The 14754-nt window shown below is 64.7% G+C and carries 21 protein-coding genes; 14 read left to right on the top strand and 7 right to left on the bottom strand.

What is annotated here, in order from left to right; genetic code table 11:
• The 11 genes from CV023_RS05220 to CV023_RS05265 all read left to right on the top strand — a co-directional run.
• Positions 1-347: hypothetical protein (locus CV023_RS05220; protein WP_230744407.1), on the top strand; the 347-nt coding region annotated here is incomplete at its 5' end.
• Positions 344-805, top strand: coding sequence for a hypothetical protein (locus CV023_RS05225; RefSeq protein ID WP_230744408.1), 462 nt, complete (start codon positions 344-346; stop codon positions 803-805). The genes CV023_RS05220 and CV023_RS05225, both read left to right, overlap by 4 nt.
• Positions 798-1253, top strand: a complete 456-nt coding sequence (locus CV023_RS05230) for a hypothetical protein (RefSeq protein WP_230744409.1) — start codon at positions 798-800, stop codon at positions 1251-1253. Before CV023_RS05225 ends, CV023_RS05230 begins: the two co-directional genes overlap by 8 nt.
• A 3-nt stretch (positions 1254-1256) precedes the next feature.
• The gene (locus CV023_RS05235) at positions 1257-1589 is read left to right on the top strand and encodes a hypothetical protein (protein ID WP_230744410.1); all 333 of its coding nucleotides are present in this window, start codon (positions 1257-1259) and stop codon (positions 1587-1589) included.
• 60 nt (positions 1590-1649) lie between these two features.
• Entirely contained in the window at positions 1650-2552 is a 903-nt protein-coding gene (locus tag CV023_RS05240; RefSeq protein ID WP_230744411.1) for a hypothetical protein, read from the top strand.
• A gap of 12 nt (positions 2553-2564) precedes the next feature.
• On the top strand, positions 2565-2999 hold the full coding sequence (locus CV023_RS05245; RefSeq protein WP_230744412.1) for a holin: 435 nt from the start codon (positions 2565-2567) through the stop codon (positions 2997-2999).
• A 140-nt stretch (positions 3000-3139) separates the two neighbouring features.
• A complete protein-coding gene (locus tag CV023_RS05250; RefSeq protein WP_230744413.1) occupies positions 3140-3277 on the top strand; it encodes a hypothetical protein in 138 nt (45 codons plus the stop codon).
• A 115-nt stretch (positions 3278-3392) separates the two neighbouring features.
• Complete coding sequence (locus tag CV023_RS05255; protein ID WP_230744414.1) at positions 3393-3803, top strand: DUF6941 family protein; 411 nt, start codon at positions 3393-3395, stop codon at positions 3801-3803.
• A 5-nt stretch (positions 3804-3808) separates the two neighbouring features.
• Complete coding sequence (locus CV023_RS19100; protein ID WP_350309909.1) at positions 3809-4045, top strand: DUF4258 domain-containing protein; 237 nt, start codon at positions 3809-3811, stop codon at positions 4043-4045.
• A gap of 1 nt (position 4046) precedes the next feature.
• Positions 4047-4370, top strand: coding sequence for a DUF2283 domain-containing protein (locus CV023_RS05260; RefSeq protein ID WP_230744415.1), 324 nt, complete (start codon positions 4047-4049; stop codon positions 4368-4370).
• A gap of 73 nt (positions 4371-4443) precedes the next feature.
• Positions 4444-4713 carry a hypothetical protein gene (locus tag CV023_RS05265; RefSeq protein ID WP_230744416.1) on the top strand — a complete coding sequence of 90 codons (270 nt, stop codon included), beginning with the start codon at positions 4444-4446 and terminating at the stop codon, positions 4711-4713.
• Here CV023_RS05265 and CV023_RS05270 read toward each other — a convergent pair.
• From CV023_RS05270 to CV023_RS05280, 3 genes are all read right to left on the bottom strand, one after another.
• Complete coding sequence (locus CV023_RS05270; protein WP_230744417.1) at positions 4710-4883, bottom strand: hypothetical protein; 174 nt, start codon at positions 4881-4883, stop codon at positions 4710-4712. The genes CV023_RS05265 and CV023_RS05270 overlap by 4 nt on opposite strands.
• A 12-nt stretch (positions 4884-4895) precedes the next feature.
• Entirely contained in the window at positions 4896-5138 is a 243-nt protein-coding gene (locus CV023_RS05275; RefSeq protein ID WP_230744418.1) for a hypothetical protein, read from the bottom strand.
• 105 nt (positions 5139-5243) lie between these two features.
• Positions 5244-6032 (bottom strand): tyrosine-type recombinase/integrase, encoded by a 789-nt coding sequence (locus CV023_RS05280; RefSeq protein ID WP_230744419.1) that lies wholly within the window; start codon positions 6030-6032, stop codon positions 5244-5246.
• Positions 6033-6443: 411 nt separating this feature from the next.
• On the opposite strand from CV023_RS05280, the gene CV023_RS05285 reads away from it, so the two are divergent.
• On the top strand, positions 6444-7319 hold the full coding sequence (locus CV023_RS05285) for an aminoglycoside 3'-phosphotransferase (protein WP_230744420.1): 876 nt from the start codon (positions 6444-6446) through the stop codon (positions 7317-7319).
• 47 nt (positions 7320-7366) lie between these two features.
• Here the strand turns inward: CV023_RS05285 and CV023_RS05290 are convergent, their stop codons facing one another.
• Positions 7367-8845 (bottom strand): anion permease, encoded by a 1479-nt coding sequence (locus CV023_RS05290; protein WP_230744421.1) that lies wholly within the window; start codon positions 8843-8845, stop codon positions 7367-7369.
• Positions 8846-9158: 313 nt separating this feature from the next.
• Between CV023_RS05290 and CV023_RS05295 the strand changes: the two genes are divergently transcribed.
• The gene (locus tag CV023_RS05295; RefSeq protein ID WP_230744422.1) at positions 9159-9962 is read left to right on the top strand and encodes an alpha/beta fold hydrolase; all 804 of its coding nucleotides are present in this window, start codon (positions 9159-9161) and stop codon (positions 9960-9962) included.
• A 50-nt stretch (positions 9963-10012) separates the two neighbouring features.
• Here the strand turns inward: CV023_RS05295 and CV023_RS05300 are convergent, their stop codons facing one another.
• Positions 10013-10753, bottom strand: coding sequence for a DNA alkylation repair protein (locus CV023_RS05300; protein ID WP_230744423.1), 741 nt, complete (start codon positions 10751-10753; stop codon positions 10013-10015).
• A gap of 208 nt (positions 10754-10961) precedes the next feature.
• The gene (argG, locus tag CV023_RS05305) at positions 10962-12383 is read right to left on the bottom strand and encodes an argininosuccinate synthase (protein ID WP_230744424.1); all 1422 of its coding nucleotides are present in this window, start codon (positions 12381-12383) and stop codon (positions 10962-10964) included.
• 102 nt (positions 12384-12485) lie between these two features.
• On the opposite strand from argG, the gene CV023_RS05310 reads away from it, so the two are divergent.
• A complete protein-coding gene (locus tag CV023_RS05310; protein WP_230744425.1) occupies positions 12486-12998 on the top strand; it encodes a GNAT family N-acetyltransferase in 513 nt (170 codons plus the stop codon).
• 23 nt (positions 12999-13021) lie between these two features.
• Here the strand turns inward: CV023_RS05310 and CV023_RS05315 are convergent, their stop codons facing one another.
• Positions 13022-14590, bottom strand: a complete 1569-nt coding sequence (locus CV023_RS05315; protein WP_230744426.1) for an APC family permease — start codon at positions 14588-14590, stop codon at positions 13022-13024.
• Positions 14591-14754 lie beyond the last annotated feature (164 nt).

The following is a 14754-nucleotide window of genomic DNA, read 5'->3' on the forward strand; positions in this document are numbered from 1 at the left end:
AGCTCAACACTGCCTACCTGGCCGCGGCTGGTGTCGAGCAGGGCCAGGACTGGCGGCAACCCACGTCCGCAGTGGACGCTTACCCGCTGGACTGGACTGTGACGCACGGCGGGAAGACCTGGATCTCACTCGTCGCCGGCAACGTGTGGGAGCCGGGTGTGAGCGCCTGGCGTGAAGTCGTCGACGACAGCGGCGCTCCCGCCGAGTGGGTGGAGCCGACCGGTGCACACGACGCCTACAACACCGGAGACCAGGTGACATTCGAGGGCACGGTCTACGAGTCCGTCATCGACGCGAACACGTGGAGCCCGTCCGCCTACCCTGCAGGGTGGAAGGCCGTACCATGAGCGTCTCCAAGTTCATCGCCGAACACGTCCCCGCGTTGCGGCAACGCACCGCGAAGAAACTCATCCGCGCCATGGCCTGGCTCGTCGCCGCCTTCGCCCTCACCGTCGGCGTCACCCTCATCGCCACCACCCACACCAGCGCACGAGTCCCCACGCTCCGCGAATCCTTCCACCTCGCACCACCCCACGTATGGGGCGCCGTCTACGTCCTCCTCTCCGCCGGCATCATCGTCGCCCTCGCAATCCGCGGCCTCAAAGCCGGCACACCCCTACTCCTCACCAGCCTCGTCACGTTCCTCTGGGCGCTCGCCACAGGCCCGTCCCTGATCGCTGCAGTGAACGCGCTCGTGGTCTCCACACCACTCCCGGATCCGCCCGGGTCTCCCACCGCAATGTGGTTCGGCCTCACCCTCGCCGGCCTCATCGCCCTCATAGGACTCGGAGTCGACGATGAATAAGCAAGTGAAGATCACCGGCAGCACGCATGCGTTCGCTGTCGTCATGTACGGGCTCCAAGCCGCCCTGGGTATCGAGTACATCGTCGGGGTCGCGGAAGCGAAGTCCATGACCGCTATCGCCGGCGCTCCCACCGTCATGCTCTGGGCCCTGGCGCTCATTGTCGGCGGCACCCTCGCCACCGCCGCAGCCCTCAACGGTCCCCGTTATCCGCGCCCGGCTCTGCTGCTCGAGCAGTGGGCGTGCGGGTTCCTCGCTATCGCGTCCCTCTGGTACGAAGTCACTCTCGTCATCGGCAACGGGCTCACCGTCATGCACACGCAGACGCAGGCTGTCGCAGTGGCCGTGGCCAGCATTGCTCGCGCCATACAGGTTCATCGAGAACGGGTGAGGATCACGGCGGCCGAGGTGGCACAGACGACGGCGGCCCAGTCCGTGGACGAGAGGTGACCAGTGTGGCTCGACACAGTCGAATCAATCCTTGGCCACCTTGCCACGATCCTCGGCGTCCTCTTCGGGGCCGGCGGCATCGTCGGTATCCTCTACGGGCTCATCCGCCGCTGGTTGCGGTCCTCGAAACCACCCGTGGTCGACGTCGTCCAGGGCGAGGTCGTCGACCCTTTCGTGAAGTCGCTGCAGGACCAACTCGCGGATGCGAAGACCGAGAGCGTGAAACTGCAGGAACTCCTCGACCGGGAACGTAAAGCCCACAAGGCCACCGACGACCGCCTCGATCAGGCCCGGTTCCGCCTCGCAGAAGCAGGACTGCCCTACCTAGACATCTGAACCCAACCACAAGCCCCGGGCAACCGCCTCGGGGCTTTCTCATACCCGAAAGGAGGGCTCATGGCCACTGTCCAGGAAGTGATCTCCCGCGCTGATTCGTGGGTGGGCCACACCGAGAAGTACAACAACCGCACCCGCTTCAACGACAACTTCTACGGCCGCCCCGTCAACGGTGCCGCCTACCCCTGGTGCGCCGCGTTCACGTCGGTCATCTGCGAGGAATCGGGGATGCGCCGGAACATCGACTACCCGCACTCTGCCGGTGTCGCCGTCTGCCGCAACTGGGCGATGCAGCACGGTCGGTGGGTGGCACCGTCGCAGATCCGCAAGGGCGACCTCGTCGTGTTCACGTTCTCCCACATCGCGTTCGCCCGAGCCGACGCAGCAGGCGGCGCGGTCAAGACCATCGAGGGCAATACCTCCGCCGGCACCGGAGGGTCACAGCGTGACGGTGGCGGAGTCCACCGCCGCACACGGCCACTGTCCCTCGTCCGCGGCGGCATCCGCCTCAACTACACCGCAACGACCACCACCACACCAGCGAAGCCAGCCGAACCAGAAGGAGTCCTCGGCATGTCCAAGAGAATCACCACCAGCCGGCGCAAGGCACAGAAGGCCACCGGCACACGTCACCTGCAGATCGACGACAAGGGCAACTACTCGATCCTCGTCGGACCCGCCGATTTCATCGTCTCCGCGAAGGCCGACATCAAGGGCCTCAAAGCAGGAGAGCACGGGTACCTGATCCTCGCCGAGGTCATGTACAAGAAGGGCCAGCCCACAAAGATCTCCCGCGAGATCGCCACCGTGAAGGTCACCGCGAACACCACTCAGACCGTCACCGGATCTTTCGGCCTGTTCAAGGACTACAAGGGCAAGTCCCCGCGCCTGCGGCTGGTCTTCAAGACCTCCGCGAAGAAGGCCACCGCATCCAACATCGTCATCTCGGGTCTCCGGGACTGAAAGGACACCATCATGAGCAACTACGCATCCAAGGAATTCTGGAAGGGCGCAGCCGAACGCGCCCTCCGCACCGCGGCGCAGACCGCGATCGCCCTCATCGGCACCGACCAGGTCGGGCTCCTCGCTCTCGACTGGGCCCAGATCGCATCCGTCACCGCTACGGCCACGCTCCTGTCCGTGCTGATGTCCATCGCCGGCGGCGGCACCGGATCCGGTCCCTCGTTCACCAACGCCGAGGAGATCCCGGCAGAGGAGGACGGCGGCTCGAACGTTGTCGGTGAGGAAGCGTTCTTCGACGACCAGGACGAAGTCGTGGAAGACAATGCCCCCGAGGTGCTCGACGAGCTCGAAGAGCACAAGGCCGACGAGCAGGCCGCTCTCGACGCGCAGCTCGCCGCCGAGGTCGACGACACCCCACCGCCCGAGGACTACCAGCCCCGACACTGACGCAGTCACACACTGACAATTGTCAGTCTGGCCCCCACCGCAATCGCGGTGGGGGCCTTTGTCGTGCCCGCAGTTGAATCGTAGATTTCGTGGCTGTGCATGGTTCACACTTGAAGGAAGCTCAACCAAGGAGGTGAGACATGAGCCTCGAAGAAGACTTCTTCCGCGAAACCGGGAGAATAAAAGGAATGGCAGACGCCGCCGGATCGGATTTATACGCGGATCAGATCGACGAGGAGTTCGATCGGATCTACGCCGGCGAGAGCGACCCACAGTGAACTGTGCGATAGGGCCCCGCGGCCCCGCCACTGACAACGAACTGGCCCCGGCCCCACTACGGTGGAGTCGGGGCCGCTAACCATCGGGAAATAGTTCGTCGGATACCATTCGACTATGGCAGAACTCGATTACGCATACTTAGCCGACTACGCGACCGTCTCCGAAGGTAAGATCACCGCCGTCGGCGCGAGTTTCACCCACATGTTCACACCTTCACTCCCTTCGCAATCCAACTTCTCAATTGCTGGTCGGATTCGAGTGATGGAACAGGAAAATCCGCCTGAGATCTCCATTGATGTTCGCGCCGAAAAAAGCCAGCAGCACATGGAGATCAACGGACAGATCCACCCGAGTCCTGCATCAATCGTCTATGACGGGAAAGTCGGGATTCTCTTCACTCTCGAAGTCTCGATGGAGATGAAGCACGCAGAGCTGGTGACAGTAGACATCTCATTGGGTGGCGAAAAGCAACGCCGCCTAGCGTTTGAGCTGACGACGCAACCTCGAGAAGCTGAAGCGAACTGACGACCGTGCAGCTAAACATAACGAAGCATGCACGGGATAGATTCGTTGACCGTGGTGTCACCGACGAAGATGTCGAGAACGCAATGCTGCACTACCATACGACGTACCCGACGCCGAAGCCGAGTGTTTGCTTCGAGGGGCCGGGGCTCAATGGTGATACGCTTCGAATATGGTGCCCCCCTGATGAGGCGGGGCCGGAAGAGTTTACAATTAAATCAGTTGCATGGAAAGGGGTAGATTGACATGAACATCACTCCGAAGCTCGAAATCGACCTGGACGCTGAAGCCGCGTACCTGCGCCTCTCAGACAACCGGGTCGTATCTACTAGGGATGTCACTGACGCTGTCCTGGTGGACCTTGACGAGCTCAACATGGTTGTCGGTATTGAAGTCCTGGACTTGGACACAGCTGTCCCTTTCACTGATCTCGCCGATCAGTATCACGTCCACAGCGACCAGATGTCCGCATTGCGGCAGCTCGGTCGAGCTCCGCGTACATTTGTGCTCAACGCTCACCACCAGGGCACACTCAAGACACAGTCTCAGGACCGTTTCGAGTTCTGCTGATCCTGAGATAGGCCCCCACCATAACCATGGTGGGGGCCTTTGTCGTGTCTGCGCTCAGGGGCAAAATGACTTCATGACCGAGGACTATGGCACTGCGACTTGGCGCTACTGGCAGAAGATCGGCAATGAGGATCGCGCCCGTCCGTCGTATCGTGACCGTCCGCCCGTCCCGGTGCGTGCTCGCATCGTCTGGGAGCGTGACGGGGAAGAGTGGGTCGAAGGGTCTGCGGAGCGTCTCGGGTTCGACGGGGCGATCTTCGTCGCGATCCGGGACCGGCGTTGCTCAACCCTCGGTGCTTGGCTGCGCCCGGAGGATGTGTGGTGGGAGGGCAAGCCGGTCTAGTTGGCTTGTTCTTCGTCTTCCCACTCTTCCATCTCGGCAAGCTCAGCACGTTCCTCTGCGCGCGCTTTCCGCATTCCTCGTCGCACGCCCTCTTCGATGACGAAGATGGAGACGAAGAGGAGGATGAAGACGACGATTGCGACAACGATGATGGGGCCGATAGCTTCCATGGTGGTGCCCTTCTACTTGAAATTCTTCGGTGGCTTGAACCGCGGCGCCTGCCGGGGTGGCCGATCGGGCGACTGCTGGGGTCGGTAGTCAAACACTGATTCTCCTGGCCGGTACGGGATGCCGGCGGTCTCGCGTTCTCTGCGCTCGTCCTTTCGGGACCAGCGCATGCCGATGCGCACTCCTTGAGCGATGACGAGGACGAGGATGACGAGGCTAATCGCCCAGACGATGAGCATGCCGAAAAATGTTCCCATAACGTTCTCCTGTGAAATTCGGGGTATGGGGTAAAGGTATCGCCATGCACCCGGAGTGAGTGCATGGCGTGTGTAGTAGTGATCGATTCGTTATCACGCGACCGGCTATGCCGCGAGAGAGTCGATCGCCGCGCGCTTTTGGTCTTCATCCACTTGCGTGTAGATCGCCGTCGTGGCCGGATTCGAGTGGCGCATGAGTTCCTGCGTGACTCGCATGTTTGCGCCTCGTTTCATCAGCTGCGTCCCGTACCAGTGGCGGAGGGAGTGCGCCGAGGCGTTGACGCCAGCTCTGCGCATAGCCTTGCCCACTGTGTCGGAGGCGCTGTTCGCCTTCACATGCAAGTCGCCGGAGGGGAACCAGTAACCTTCCTGCGGCATGTTCGCGGCGAGCTCGCGGATCACGCTCGACAGAGGCAGGTTGGCTTTCACCTTGCCCTTGCCGACGACGGTGATGATGCCGCGCTCGGGATCGATGTCTTCGCCGCGGACTTTCACGGCCTCATGGATGCGTAGGCCCTGGTAGGCGCACAGGAGGACCATTGCGCGCGTCTTGGCACGCATCTTGGAACGAGAGAGTCGCGCGATCTCTGCATCGGTTACGGGGTGCGGTTGTCCCCTGGGCACTCGGGGAGTGGGAAGCTTGGAAGTGGGGTCGGTGTCGGTGTATTCCATGAGCATCGCCCACTGGTAGAACGCGCGCATGTGGTTGGTGTAGGTGGCCTTGGACGAGTTCGTTAGACCGTCGCGCCCGAGCTCTCGAATCAGGTCACCGGGCCTGAGGTCGACGTCGCCCTTGAGGCGAGTGAAGAGCATCTGGCGTTCTTTGATGGTGCGTTGGGACAGCCCCTGTGCTGTCATCCACGCGCACCATTCTTCAATGATGGGGGAAGTCATGTGGACTACGTTTACATGGTGGAGGGAGCGTGTCATCAGTGGTTATCGATTCGTTACTAGTGAGCGCACACAAGGGCAAGGGTCTGCTTCATCGTGGTGATTGCCAAGGCACCTGTCATCGGGGCAGCCGCAGATGTCTCCGTGCCAGGTGTCTGTTCCGAAGTGTTCTTGCGCCCAATCTGCGGCGGTGATTCCGTGGGCGAAGAGGAACTCGATGGTCGTCACGTACATCTCGCCCCCTCAGCCTGCTTCGAGAAGGTTGGGCTTGGAGGGGAAAATCAGAACCTTCGGATCAGAAGGTTGGGGGTTCGAATCCCTCGTGGCGCACCGCAGAGAAGTCCCTCACCAGGCAGTACACCCCGGTGGGGGACTTTTTCACTGTCACGGACCCGGAATCGAGGAGTGAACGCGGTGTCCGAGGATCTGGATGATGTCGACGGACGTGCGGCGACGACCCGGTTGGCGAGCGCGGTTCCCGAGGGCTATGAGGTCCCGGCTGATGTCCACGAGATCGCGGGTCCCGATCCCGTACCGATCTGGCTCAACCAGGCGGGTGGGCTGACGGTGAAGTTCGAGTCGGAGCCTCCGCCCGGCGCGTCCGCGATATCGTTCCCCGGAATGGGGTCCGCCGCGCCTCGTGTCCGATTTCTCAAGCGCAATCCGCTGCCGAACTCTGAAGATCTGGAGCTCGAAGCCAGGAAGCTCGAGTGGCTGCACGGCCGCCATCCGGCGCCGAAAGTCGTCGAGCATTTCCGCCGACGCACCGACGGCGGCGAGGTCGAATATCTCGTCACCGAGGCGTTGCCGGGAACCAACGCCGTCGACCCGAAGAATGCCGCCGAGGCGGGCCGGACGATCGTGGAGATCGCCGAGGGCCTGCGGGCGCTGCACAGCCTGCCCGTCGACGACTGCCCGTGGACGTGGTCGGTCGAGGAAAGACTCGGGCTCACCGTCGCCGAGGCGGGTGTGAGCGCCGGTCCGGCCTCGGAGGCGGCAGCGGGGCCCGAACGGGGACTCGGCCCGACACCCGAGATCGACCGCCTCGTCGTCTGTCACGGCGATCCGTGCGCCCCGAACACCCTCCTCGGCGCGGGCGGGAGGTTCCTTGGTCATGTCGACCTGCAGCGCCTCGGAGTTGCCGACAGGTGGGCAGACCTGGCCGTGGCCACGATGTCCTTCGGCTGGAACTATGCGAACTACGACGAATCGCTGTTCTGGGAGACCTACGGCGTGGAGCCCGATACCGAGCGGATTCGGTACTACCGGGAGCTGTGGAACGCCGAGTAGCCTCGGTGATCCTGTGTGGGACCCGCACCACCTGCCGTTGAGGAGCCTCAGCCCCATATGCCGAGGACGTACATCCACGCGCCGCCGACGAGGCTCCAGATGAGGATGTTGACGACCGAGGCGAAGAACCCGACTCGGAACCACTCGGGAGTCGTGACGTAGCCGGAGCCGTAGATCACGCCCGCGGGTCCCGAGGCATAGTGCGAGAGTCCGCCGATGAGGTTGCCGATGAAGCCCAGGGCCAGTGCCGCGAAGAGCGGGGGCGCGCCTGTGGCGATCGCCGCTCCGAGGAACACGGAGTACATCGCAACGATCTGCGCGGTGTTGGAGGCGAAGAGGTAGTGGACGTAGAAGTAGACGAGGCTGAGGACGGCGAAGGCTGCGATCCACGGCATCCCGCCGACCAGGCCGGCGACCTCGTCGCCGATCCATCCGATCACGCCGAGCGTGTTGAGGCGGGTCGCCATGCCCACCAGCACGGAGAAGAAGATGAACGTTGACCAGGCACCTCCATTGGCGGCCATGTCCTTCCAGGTCAGAACCTTGCTGACCAGCAGGATCGCAACGCCGACGAATGCCGCCGCAGTGGCATCGACGCCGATGCTGCTGCCGAGCACCCAGAGGATGAGCAGGAGGACGAAGGTCGCCAGCATGGTCCACTCGCCGCGACTCATGGGCCCGATCTCTTTCAGTTCCTCCCGTGCATGGGCCGGGGCATCGGGGGTCTTCGTCAGACCCGGCCGGTAGATCTTCGACATGAACCACGGCATGACGATCAGGGCGATGAGCCCGGGCCCGATTGCGGCGAGGGCCCAGGTGCCCCAGGAGATGTCGACCCCGGCGTCGGCGGCGAAGCCCACGGCCAGGGGGTTGCCGGCCATGGCGGTCACGAACATCGCCGAGGTGATGGTGTTGACCTGCACCCCGGTCAGCGAGAGATACGCGCCGAGTCTCTTCCTCGACTCGTCGCTGGACGGGTGCGAATCGTTGACCGTCGCCAGTGACTTGACGATGGGGTAGACGACGCCGCCGGCGCGTGCCGTGTTCGACGGTGTTGCGGGGGAGAGGACCAGATCGGTCAGCGCCATGCCGTAGGAGAGGCCGAGCGAGGACTTGCCCAGCAGCGAGACGAACAGCAGCGCGATGCGCCGACCCAGGCCGGTGAGCAGGAACCCGTCGGCGATGAAGAAGGCGGCCACGATCAGCCAGATGGTGGAGTTGCCGAAGCCCTGCAGCGCCTCGGTCTTGGTGTCCATGGTGCCGGTGATCATCGCTGCGGCCAGTCCGATCAGCGCGACCGAGGCCGTCGGCAGCGGCTGGAGGATCAGGCCGAGGATGGTCCCGGCGAAGATTCCGGCCATGTGCATCCCGCGCGGGTCGACGCCTGCGGGCGCCGGGATGAAGTAGATGATCAGGGTGAGTGCGAGGATCGCCGCGATCTTCCCTGCCATCGACAGGCGGGCGTGGGTGCGGGCGTGGCTGGCGGCGGCCGCTTCCAAGGCTCTTGTGTTGGACTGACTGGGCATGGGGCTTCCTTGATTCTCATTCGGGACGCGCCTGATGCCTTCTGCGTTCGCGTTGTGCCGGCGGCTTTCGCTGTCGGCGGCGACAGCGATGGCGTTCGGCGGGATCGGGACCGGCGATCAGCCCGGTTCTGCGCGATCCGCTATCACAATAGATCTGTGTGAGGCAGTTGAGGATGCCCGTGGTCGGAGTGAAATCTCACGTAGCGCGAAGAGCAGTCGAGTGGTAGCAGACCGGCGCTCGCGCGGGATGCACCCGCACGGGACGGGTGCACTCGCACGGGACCTGCGGCCGCCTCGGCGCTACCATGGTGCCGTGTCCTCACTCATCTGCGACGACGGCGTCCGCATCGATGTCACCCGCACCGGCGACCCCGCGGGGAGGCCGGTCGTGCTGCTGGCCGGGTTCCGTGCTCCGGCGACCAGCTGGCTCTACCAGATCGGCCCACTCGCCGAGGCGGGGCTGAACGTCCATACGGTCGATCTGCGGGGACACGGTACGGCGGACAGACCGAGGTCCGGGCTGACTATGGAACGCCGCGGACGGGATGTGGCCGCTGTCCTCGAGCAGCTCGACCTCCGCGATGTCCTCGTCGTCGGCGGCTCCATGGGCGGGAACACGATCTGGTCCTATCTCTCCCAGTTCGATGCCAAGCGACTCGCCGGCGTTGTCATCGTCGACCAGACTCCGAAGATGCTCAACACCGCCGATTGGGCGTACGGGTTCTACGGCTACGACGAGTCGAACATCGACACCTACTTCGCCGAGACCATCCCCGAAACCGGTCACGGCACGCCGGTGTGGAAGCGGGGCCGACGGATTCTGCGGCTGCTCAAGGCGATGAAAGGCGTCGATCGCGAGATCAGCCGCGCGGAACTCGCCCTCCTCAACGATCATGCCAAGGCCGATTGGCGACCGGTCATCGCAGGCACCGATGTGCCGGTGCTCTTCGTCGCCGGCTCGGAGAGCGAGTACTGGCCGGCGGCACACGCAGCGGCTGCGGCCGCGCTCGCACCGATCGGCTCCTCGGTCATCCTCGCCAAGGACGGCCACGCCGCGAACATCGAACAGCCCGCTGCGTTCAATGCGGCGCTTCTCGAGTTCGAGCGGGAGCTCTGAGGCCGAGGTCTGCTTGGCAGCGGCCGGCGCGCGAAGCCGGGGCCACGCTGTCATCGCGCGGCCAGTACGGCCTGCCGCTGCGCCTCGGGCAGGTGTTTGATCGCTTCGCGGATCGTCACCCCTGAGGCCCGGTGTGCTCGGGGCAGCAGCCAATCGAAGACGAGCTCGGGTCGCTTCTTGGATGTATCGCGGAGCACCCAGCCGATGGCCTTGCGGATGAAGAACTCCTTCTCCTCGAGCATCGCCTCGGCGAACCTCGCGAAACGTTGGAAGTCCCCGTGACCGCCGCGCAGCGGGACGAGATGGGCGAGCAGTGCGGCGCGTCTGATCCAGAAATCCTCGTCGACGGCCCAGCGTTCGAGCACAGGTCCGAAGCCGGGACCGGTGTCGCTCAGCGGCCCGACGAGGTCGCAGGCGAGGGGATCGACGAGTGCCCAAGTTCGCGACTGGCGCAGCAGAGCTTCGATGAAATCGGCAACCCCGGCGCCGAGGCGGTCCCGCGACTGGATGAGCACCATCGTGGCCGCGATCCGCCGCTCGTGGACGGGGGCATTCGGCGGTTCGGACCAGAGCGTGGTCGCGAGCTCGACCACCACATCATGGCCAAGACCGGCCCCGCGCAGCGCTGCACGGACGAAGCTGCGCGTGTCCGGCACGCTCACCCCGTAGTGGACGAGCTCGCTCTTGAGGTAGGACTTCTCTCTCTGCGCGCGTTCGGCGCTGCCGCGTGCGCGCAGCTCGCGGTCGATCGCCTCGGCGAGGGTCCGAGGTTCGGTGCGGTCGCTCGTCATGAGCACGATGGTCCCACGTCTCCGCGGCGAAGAACGCGCTCCCTCGGCCTCGGGCCGGGATTGTTCGGCTGCCTCCGAGCAGATTCGACCCTGTTTCTGCTCGGGATCGTCCGAACAATCGCCTCATCCACGTCCCCGCAACGCAATCGGCCCGCCCACCCTCTTGGGTGAGCGGGCCGAGAGGGTCCGGCAAGAGCCGGAACGAGACTCAGTCCGTGCCGGCGTCGAAGGCCGAGGACAGGTTGGCGAGGTCGCTCGCCTCGTCGACATCGGCGCCCGAGTTCGCGATCTCCTCGGCGCCTCCGGCCTCGAGGGATCCGACGAGCTCCGAGGTCGGGCCCGAGACGATGCCCATGGCCGCGTACTGCTCGAGGCGGGCACGCGAATCGGCGATGTCGAGGTTGCGCATGGTCAGCTGGCCGATGCGGTCCTCGGGGCCGAATGCGGCGTCGCCGACGCGCTCCATCGACAGCTTCTCCGGATGGTAGGACAGGTTGGGTCCGGTGGTGTTGACGATCGTGTAGTCGTCACCGCGGCGCAGGCGCAGGGTGACCTCGCCGGTGATCGCCGAGGCGACCCACCGCTGCATGGACTCCCGGAGCATGAGCGACTGCGGGTCGAGCCAGCGTCCCTCGTACATCCGGCGGCCGAGGCGGCGGCCCTCCTCGTGGTAGAGCGCGATGGTGTCCTCGTTGTGGATGGCATTGAGGAGGCGCTCGTAGGTGATGTGCAACAGGGCCATGCCCGGAGCTTCGTAGATGCCGCGTGACTTGGCCTCGATGATGCGGTTCTCGATCTGGTCGGAGACGCCGAGTCCGTGACGTCCGCCGATCTCATTGGCCTTGAACACCAGTGCAACGGGATCGTCGAACTTCTCGCCGTTGATCGAGACCGGGCGCCCGGCCTCGAACCCGATGGTGACCTCTTCGGTGGCGACCTCGACGTCGTCGCGCCACGCGGCCACGCCCATGATCGGTTCGACGATGTCGAGTCCGGCATCGAGGAACTCCAGGGTCTTCGCCTCATGCGTCGCGCCCCAGATGTTCGCGTCGGTCGAGTAGGCCTTCTCCGCGGAGTCGCGGTAGGGGTAGCCGTGCTCGACGAGCCATTCGCTCATCTCCTGACGGCCGCCGAGCTCCTCGACGAAATCCGCATCGAGCCACGGCTTGTAGATCCGCAGCTTCGGGTTGGCCATGAGGCCGTAGCGGTAGAAGCGCTCGATGTCGTTGCCCTTGTAGGTCGAGCCGTCGCCCCAGATGTCGACGCCGTCTTCCTTCATGGCGCGCACGAGCATCGTGCCGGTCACCGCCCGACCCAGCGGGGTGGTGTTGAAGTAGGTCTTGCCGCCGGAGCGGACGTTGAAGGCACCGCACTGCAGGGCCACGAAGCCCTCCTCGACGAGGAGGCGCTTGGCATCGACGAAGCGGGCGATCTCGGCCCCGTATTCCTTGGCGCGCTCGGTCACGGACTCGAGGTCGGGCTCGTCGTACTGCCCGATATCGGCCGTGTAGGTGCACGGCACCGCGCCCTTGTGACGCATCCACGCTACAGCGCAGGAGGTATCCAATCCGCCGGAGAAGGCGATTCCAACGTGCTCACCGACCGGGAGCGAAGACAGTACTTTCGACATGACACCAGCGTAACGTCATTCCTCACCGGCTGTCGAATTGTTATGCATATGTATGTATTTTTATGTGCACAAGGTGGCCCCGCCGATTGCTATCGTGGAGTCGTGACGACACCTTCCGCACCTGAGCTCACCCTCCGTCCCGAAGCTGCCGGCGACATCGGCGCGATCCGTGCGCTGACGACCGCCGCGTTCGACCAGCCCGCCGAGGCTGAGATCGTCGACGCCCTCCGCGAATCCGGCAATGGGATCGAAGGCTTGTCGATCGTCGGAATCCGTGACGGTGAGATCATCGCTCACGCTATGCTCTCCCGCTGCTTCGTCGGCGATGCCCCCGGCGTCTGCCTCGCACCGTGCTCGGTGAGTCCCGACCGCCAGCGCGGTGGCACAGGCAGCCTCGTCATCGAAGCACTCCTCGCCGAGGCGGCCAGACGTGGCGAGGACTTCGCCGTCGTCCTCGGGCACCCCGAGTACTACCCGCGCTTCGGCTTCACCCCGGCGTCCGGCTACGGCGTCACGCTCCACGTCGACGTTCCTGACGAGGCTCTCATGGCGATGCCGCTGGCTGGCGACGTGCCTGACGGGTCCCTGGCCTTCGCCCCCGAATTCGGTGTCTGAGGCTCACGTCCGGGCACTGCGCCCTACCGCACCGCCCGGTGGCTGCGGATCGCCTCGGCGACGGCGATGGCGTCTCCTTCCGGGGCCGCCGACTTCCGATCCGGCCGTGCCGTGAAGAGGTAGACGAACCCGACGGCGAGGACGACGACGAGACCGATGAGGACGATCCAGTCGGTGAAGAACACCCTCGAGTCACCGGGCAGGGCGAGCAGGACCATGGCGAAGATCCCGTAGGCCAGCGCCGCGATGTTGACGACGATGCCCCAGCCGCGCAGGGACCACGGCCCGGCAGGCTTCCACCCCTTGATCCGTTGGCGCAGCGCTCCGGCGACGACCATCTGGAAGGCGAGGTAGATGCCGAGGATGGCGAACGAGGTGACCGCGACGAGGATCCCGTCGTTGAACCAGATGAGCACGCAGATCAGCGCCGGCGCGGTGCAGGCGACGATGAGGGCGTTGCGCGGAACCTTCGTGTCCTCGGTGACCTTCGACAGCCACCGGTGCCCGGGCATCATGCCGTCCCGGGCGAAGCTGAAGATCAGCCTCGACGCGGCGGCTTGGAGGCTGAGCACGCACGAGATGAAAGCGAGGATCGCGACGAGGAGGAAGATCTTCGCCCCGACCGCGCCGAGGCTGCCTTCTAGGATCGCGGGGATCGGATCGGCGACTTCACCGGCGACGATCTCCTCGAGATTCGGCGCGGCGAGGACGTAGCCGCCGAAGGAGAAGAGTGCGGAGACAGCACCGACGAGGATGGTCATGAGCATCGCCTTGGGAATGCCGCGGGCTGGATTCGAAACCTCCTCGGCGACGTCGCCGCAGGCTTCGAAGCCGTAGAAGAGGAAGAGTCCGGCCACCGCGGCACCCATGAATACGGGCAGATAACTGCCGTCCCCGGCCGTGCCCATCGAGTCGAAGAAGATTGCGAAGCTGTGCTTGCGTTCGAAGATGAGCAGGAACAGGCCGAGGCCGATGACGCCGATGAGCTCGGCGAACAGGCCGATGCGAGCGATGCGGGCGAGCCATTTCGTGCCGGAGAAGTTGATCGCCAGGGCCAGGACGAGCAGCGCCAGGGACAGGACGAGCGTGGTGTTCCGGGTGAGTTCGAGCCCGAGGAGGCTGGTGAGGAACCCGGAGCCGAACTCCGCCACCGAGGTGATGGTGACGATGAGCGCGCAGATGTAGACCCAGGCCGCCATCCACGCGTAGCGCTTGCTCCAGAGCCGGCGAGCCCAGGGATAGATGCCGCCGGCGATGGGGAACTGCGAGACGACCTCGCCGAAGACGAGGGCGACGAGCGCCTGACCGCAGGCGACGATGACGATCCACCAGATCGAGGGCGGGCCACCGGTCGACAGGGCCACGGCGAGCAGCGAATACACGCCGACGAGCGGGGACAGGTAGGTGAAGCCGAGCGCGAAGTTCGCCCAGGGGCTCATCGACCGTTCGAAGGAGTCGGAATAGCCGAGCACCGCGAGGTGGTCTCCGTCGGAGAGATGACCGCCGGGGCTGTTGCCGGTGACTGGGCTGCCGGGGCCGGGGTCTTCGGGTCGGCCTTCGGGGGAGTGGGGCAGCGGGGACTGTTCGGTCATGTCGGGTTCCTTCATTCGAATCGTCGTTGATTCTTCTCTGAGCACATCGTAAGCCCGGAGAACGCCGGGATCGGGGAACTCGCCGACCCGATCGTCGGAGTCCGGTCGGCGCCTCCGTCGGTCGGCGGAATCCGCTCCCTGGACGCCGGCGCAGAGATGTGAAT

The sequence above is a fragment of the Brevibacterium sp. CCUG 69071 genome (assembly GCF_021023135.1).
Lineage (GTDB): Bacteria > Actinomycetota > Actinomycetes > Actinomycetales > Brevibacteriaceae > Brevibacterium.

Excerpts from the sequence above, each read along its gene's own strand:
- CV023_RS05315 (WP_230744426.1), bottom strand. The coding sequence starts at position 14,590 with ATGACCGAACAGTCCCCGCTGCCCCACTCCCCCGAAGGCCGACCCGAA.
- CV023_RS05260 (WP_230744415.1), top strand. The coding sequence starts at position 4,047 with ATGAACATCACTCCGAAGCTCGAAATCGACCTGGACGCTGAAGCCGCG.
- CV023_RS05230 (WP_230744409.1), top strand. The coding sequence starts at position 798 with ATGAATAAGCAAGTGAAGATCACCGGCAGCACGCATGCGTTCGCTGTC.
- CV023_RS05255 (WP_230744414.1), top strand. The coding sequence starts at position 3,393 with ATGGCAGAACTCGATTACGCATACTTAGCCGACTACGCGACCGTCTCC.
- CV023_RS05270 (WP_230744417.1), bottom strand. The coding sequence starts at position 4,883 with ATGGAAGCTATCGGCCCCATCATCGTTGTCGCAATCGTCGTCTTCATC.
- CV023_RS05300 (WP_230744423.1), bottom strand. The coding sequence starts at position 10,753 with ATGACGAGCGACCGCACCGAACCTCGGACCCTCGCCGAGGCGATCGAC.
- CV023_RS05290 (WP_230744421.1), bottom strand. The coding sequence starts at position 8,845 with ATGCCCAGTCAGTCCAACACAAGAGCCTTGGAAGCGGCCGCCGCCAGC.
- CV023_RS05245 (WP_230744412.1), top strand. The coding sequence starts at position 2,565 with ATGAGCAACTACGCATCCAAGGAATTCTGGAAGGGCGCAGCCGAACGC.
- CV023_RS05265 (WP_230744416.1), top strand. The coding sequence starts at position 4,444 with ATGACCGAGGACTATGGCACTGCGACTTGGCGCTACTGGCAGAAGATC.
- argG (WP_230744424.1), bottom strand. The coding sequence starts at position 12,383 with ATGTCGAAAGTACTGTCTTCGCTCCCGGTCGGTGAGCACGTTGGAATC.
- CV023_RS05280 (WP_230744419.1), bottom strand. The coding sequence starts at position 6,032 with ATGACTTCCCCCATCATTGAAGAATGGTGCGCGTGGATGACAGCACAG.
- CV023_RS05225 (WP_230744408.1), top strand. The coding sequence starts at position 344 with ATGAGCGTCTCCAAGTTCATCGCCGAACACGTCCCCGCGTTGCGGCAA.
- CV023_RS05250 (WP_230744413.1), top strand. The coding sequence starts at position 3,140 with ATGAGCCTCGAAGAAGACTTCTTCCGCGAAACCGGGAGAATAAAAGGA.
- CV023_RS05275 (WP_230744418.1), bottom strand. The coding sequence starts at position 5,138 with ATGGGAACATTTTTCGGCATGCTCATCGTCTGGGCGATTAGCCTCGTC.
- CV023_RS05240 (WP_230744411.1), top strand. The coding sequence starts at position 1,650 with ATGGCCACTGTCCAGGAAGTGATCTCCCGCGCTGATTCGTGGGTGGGC.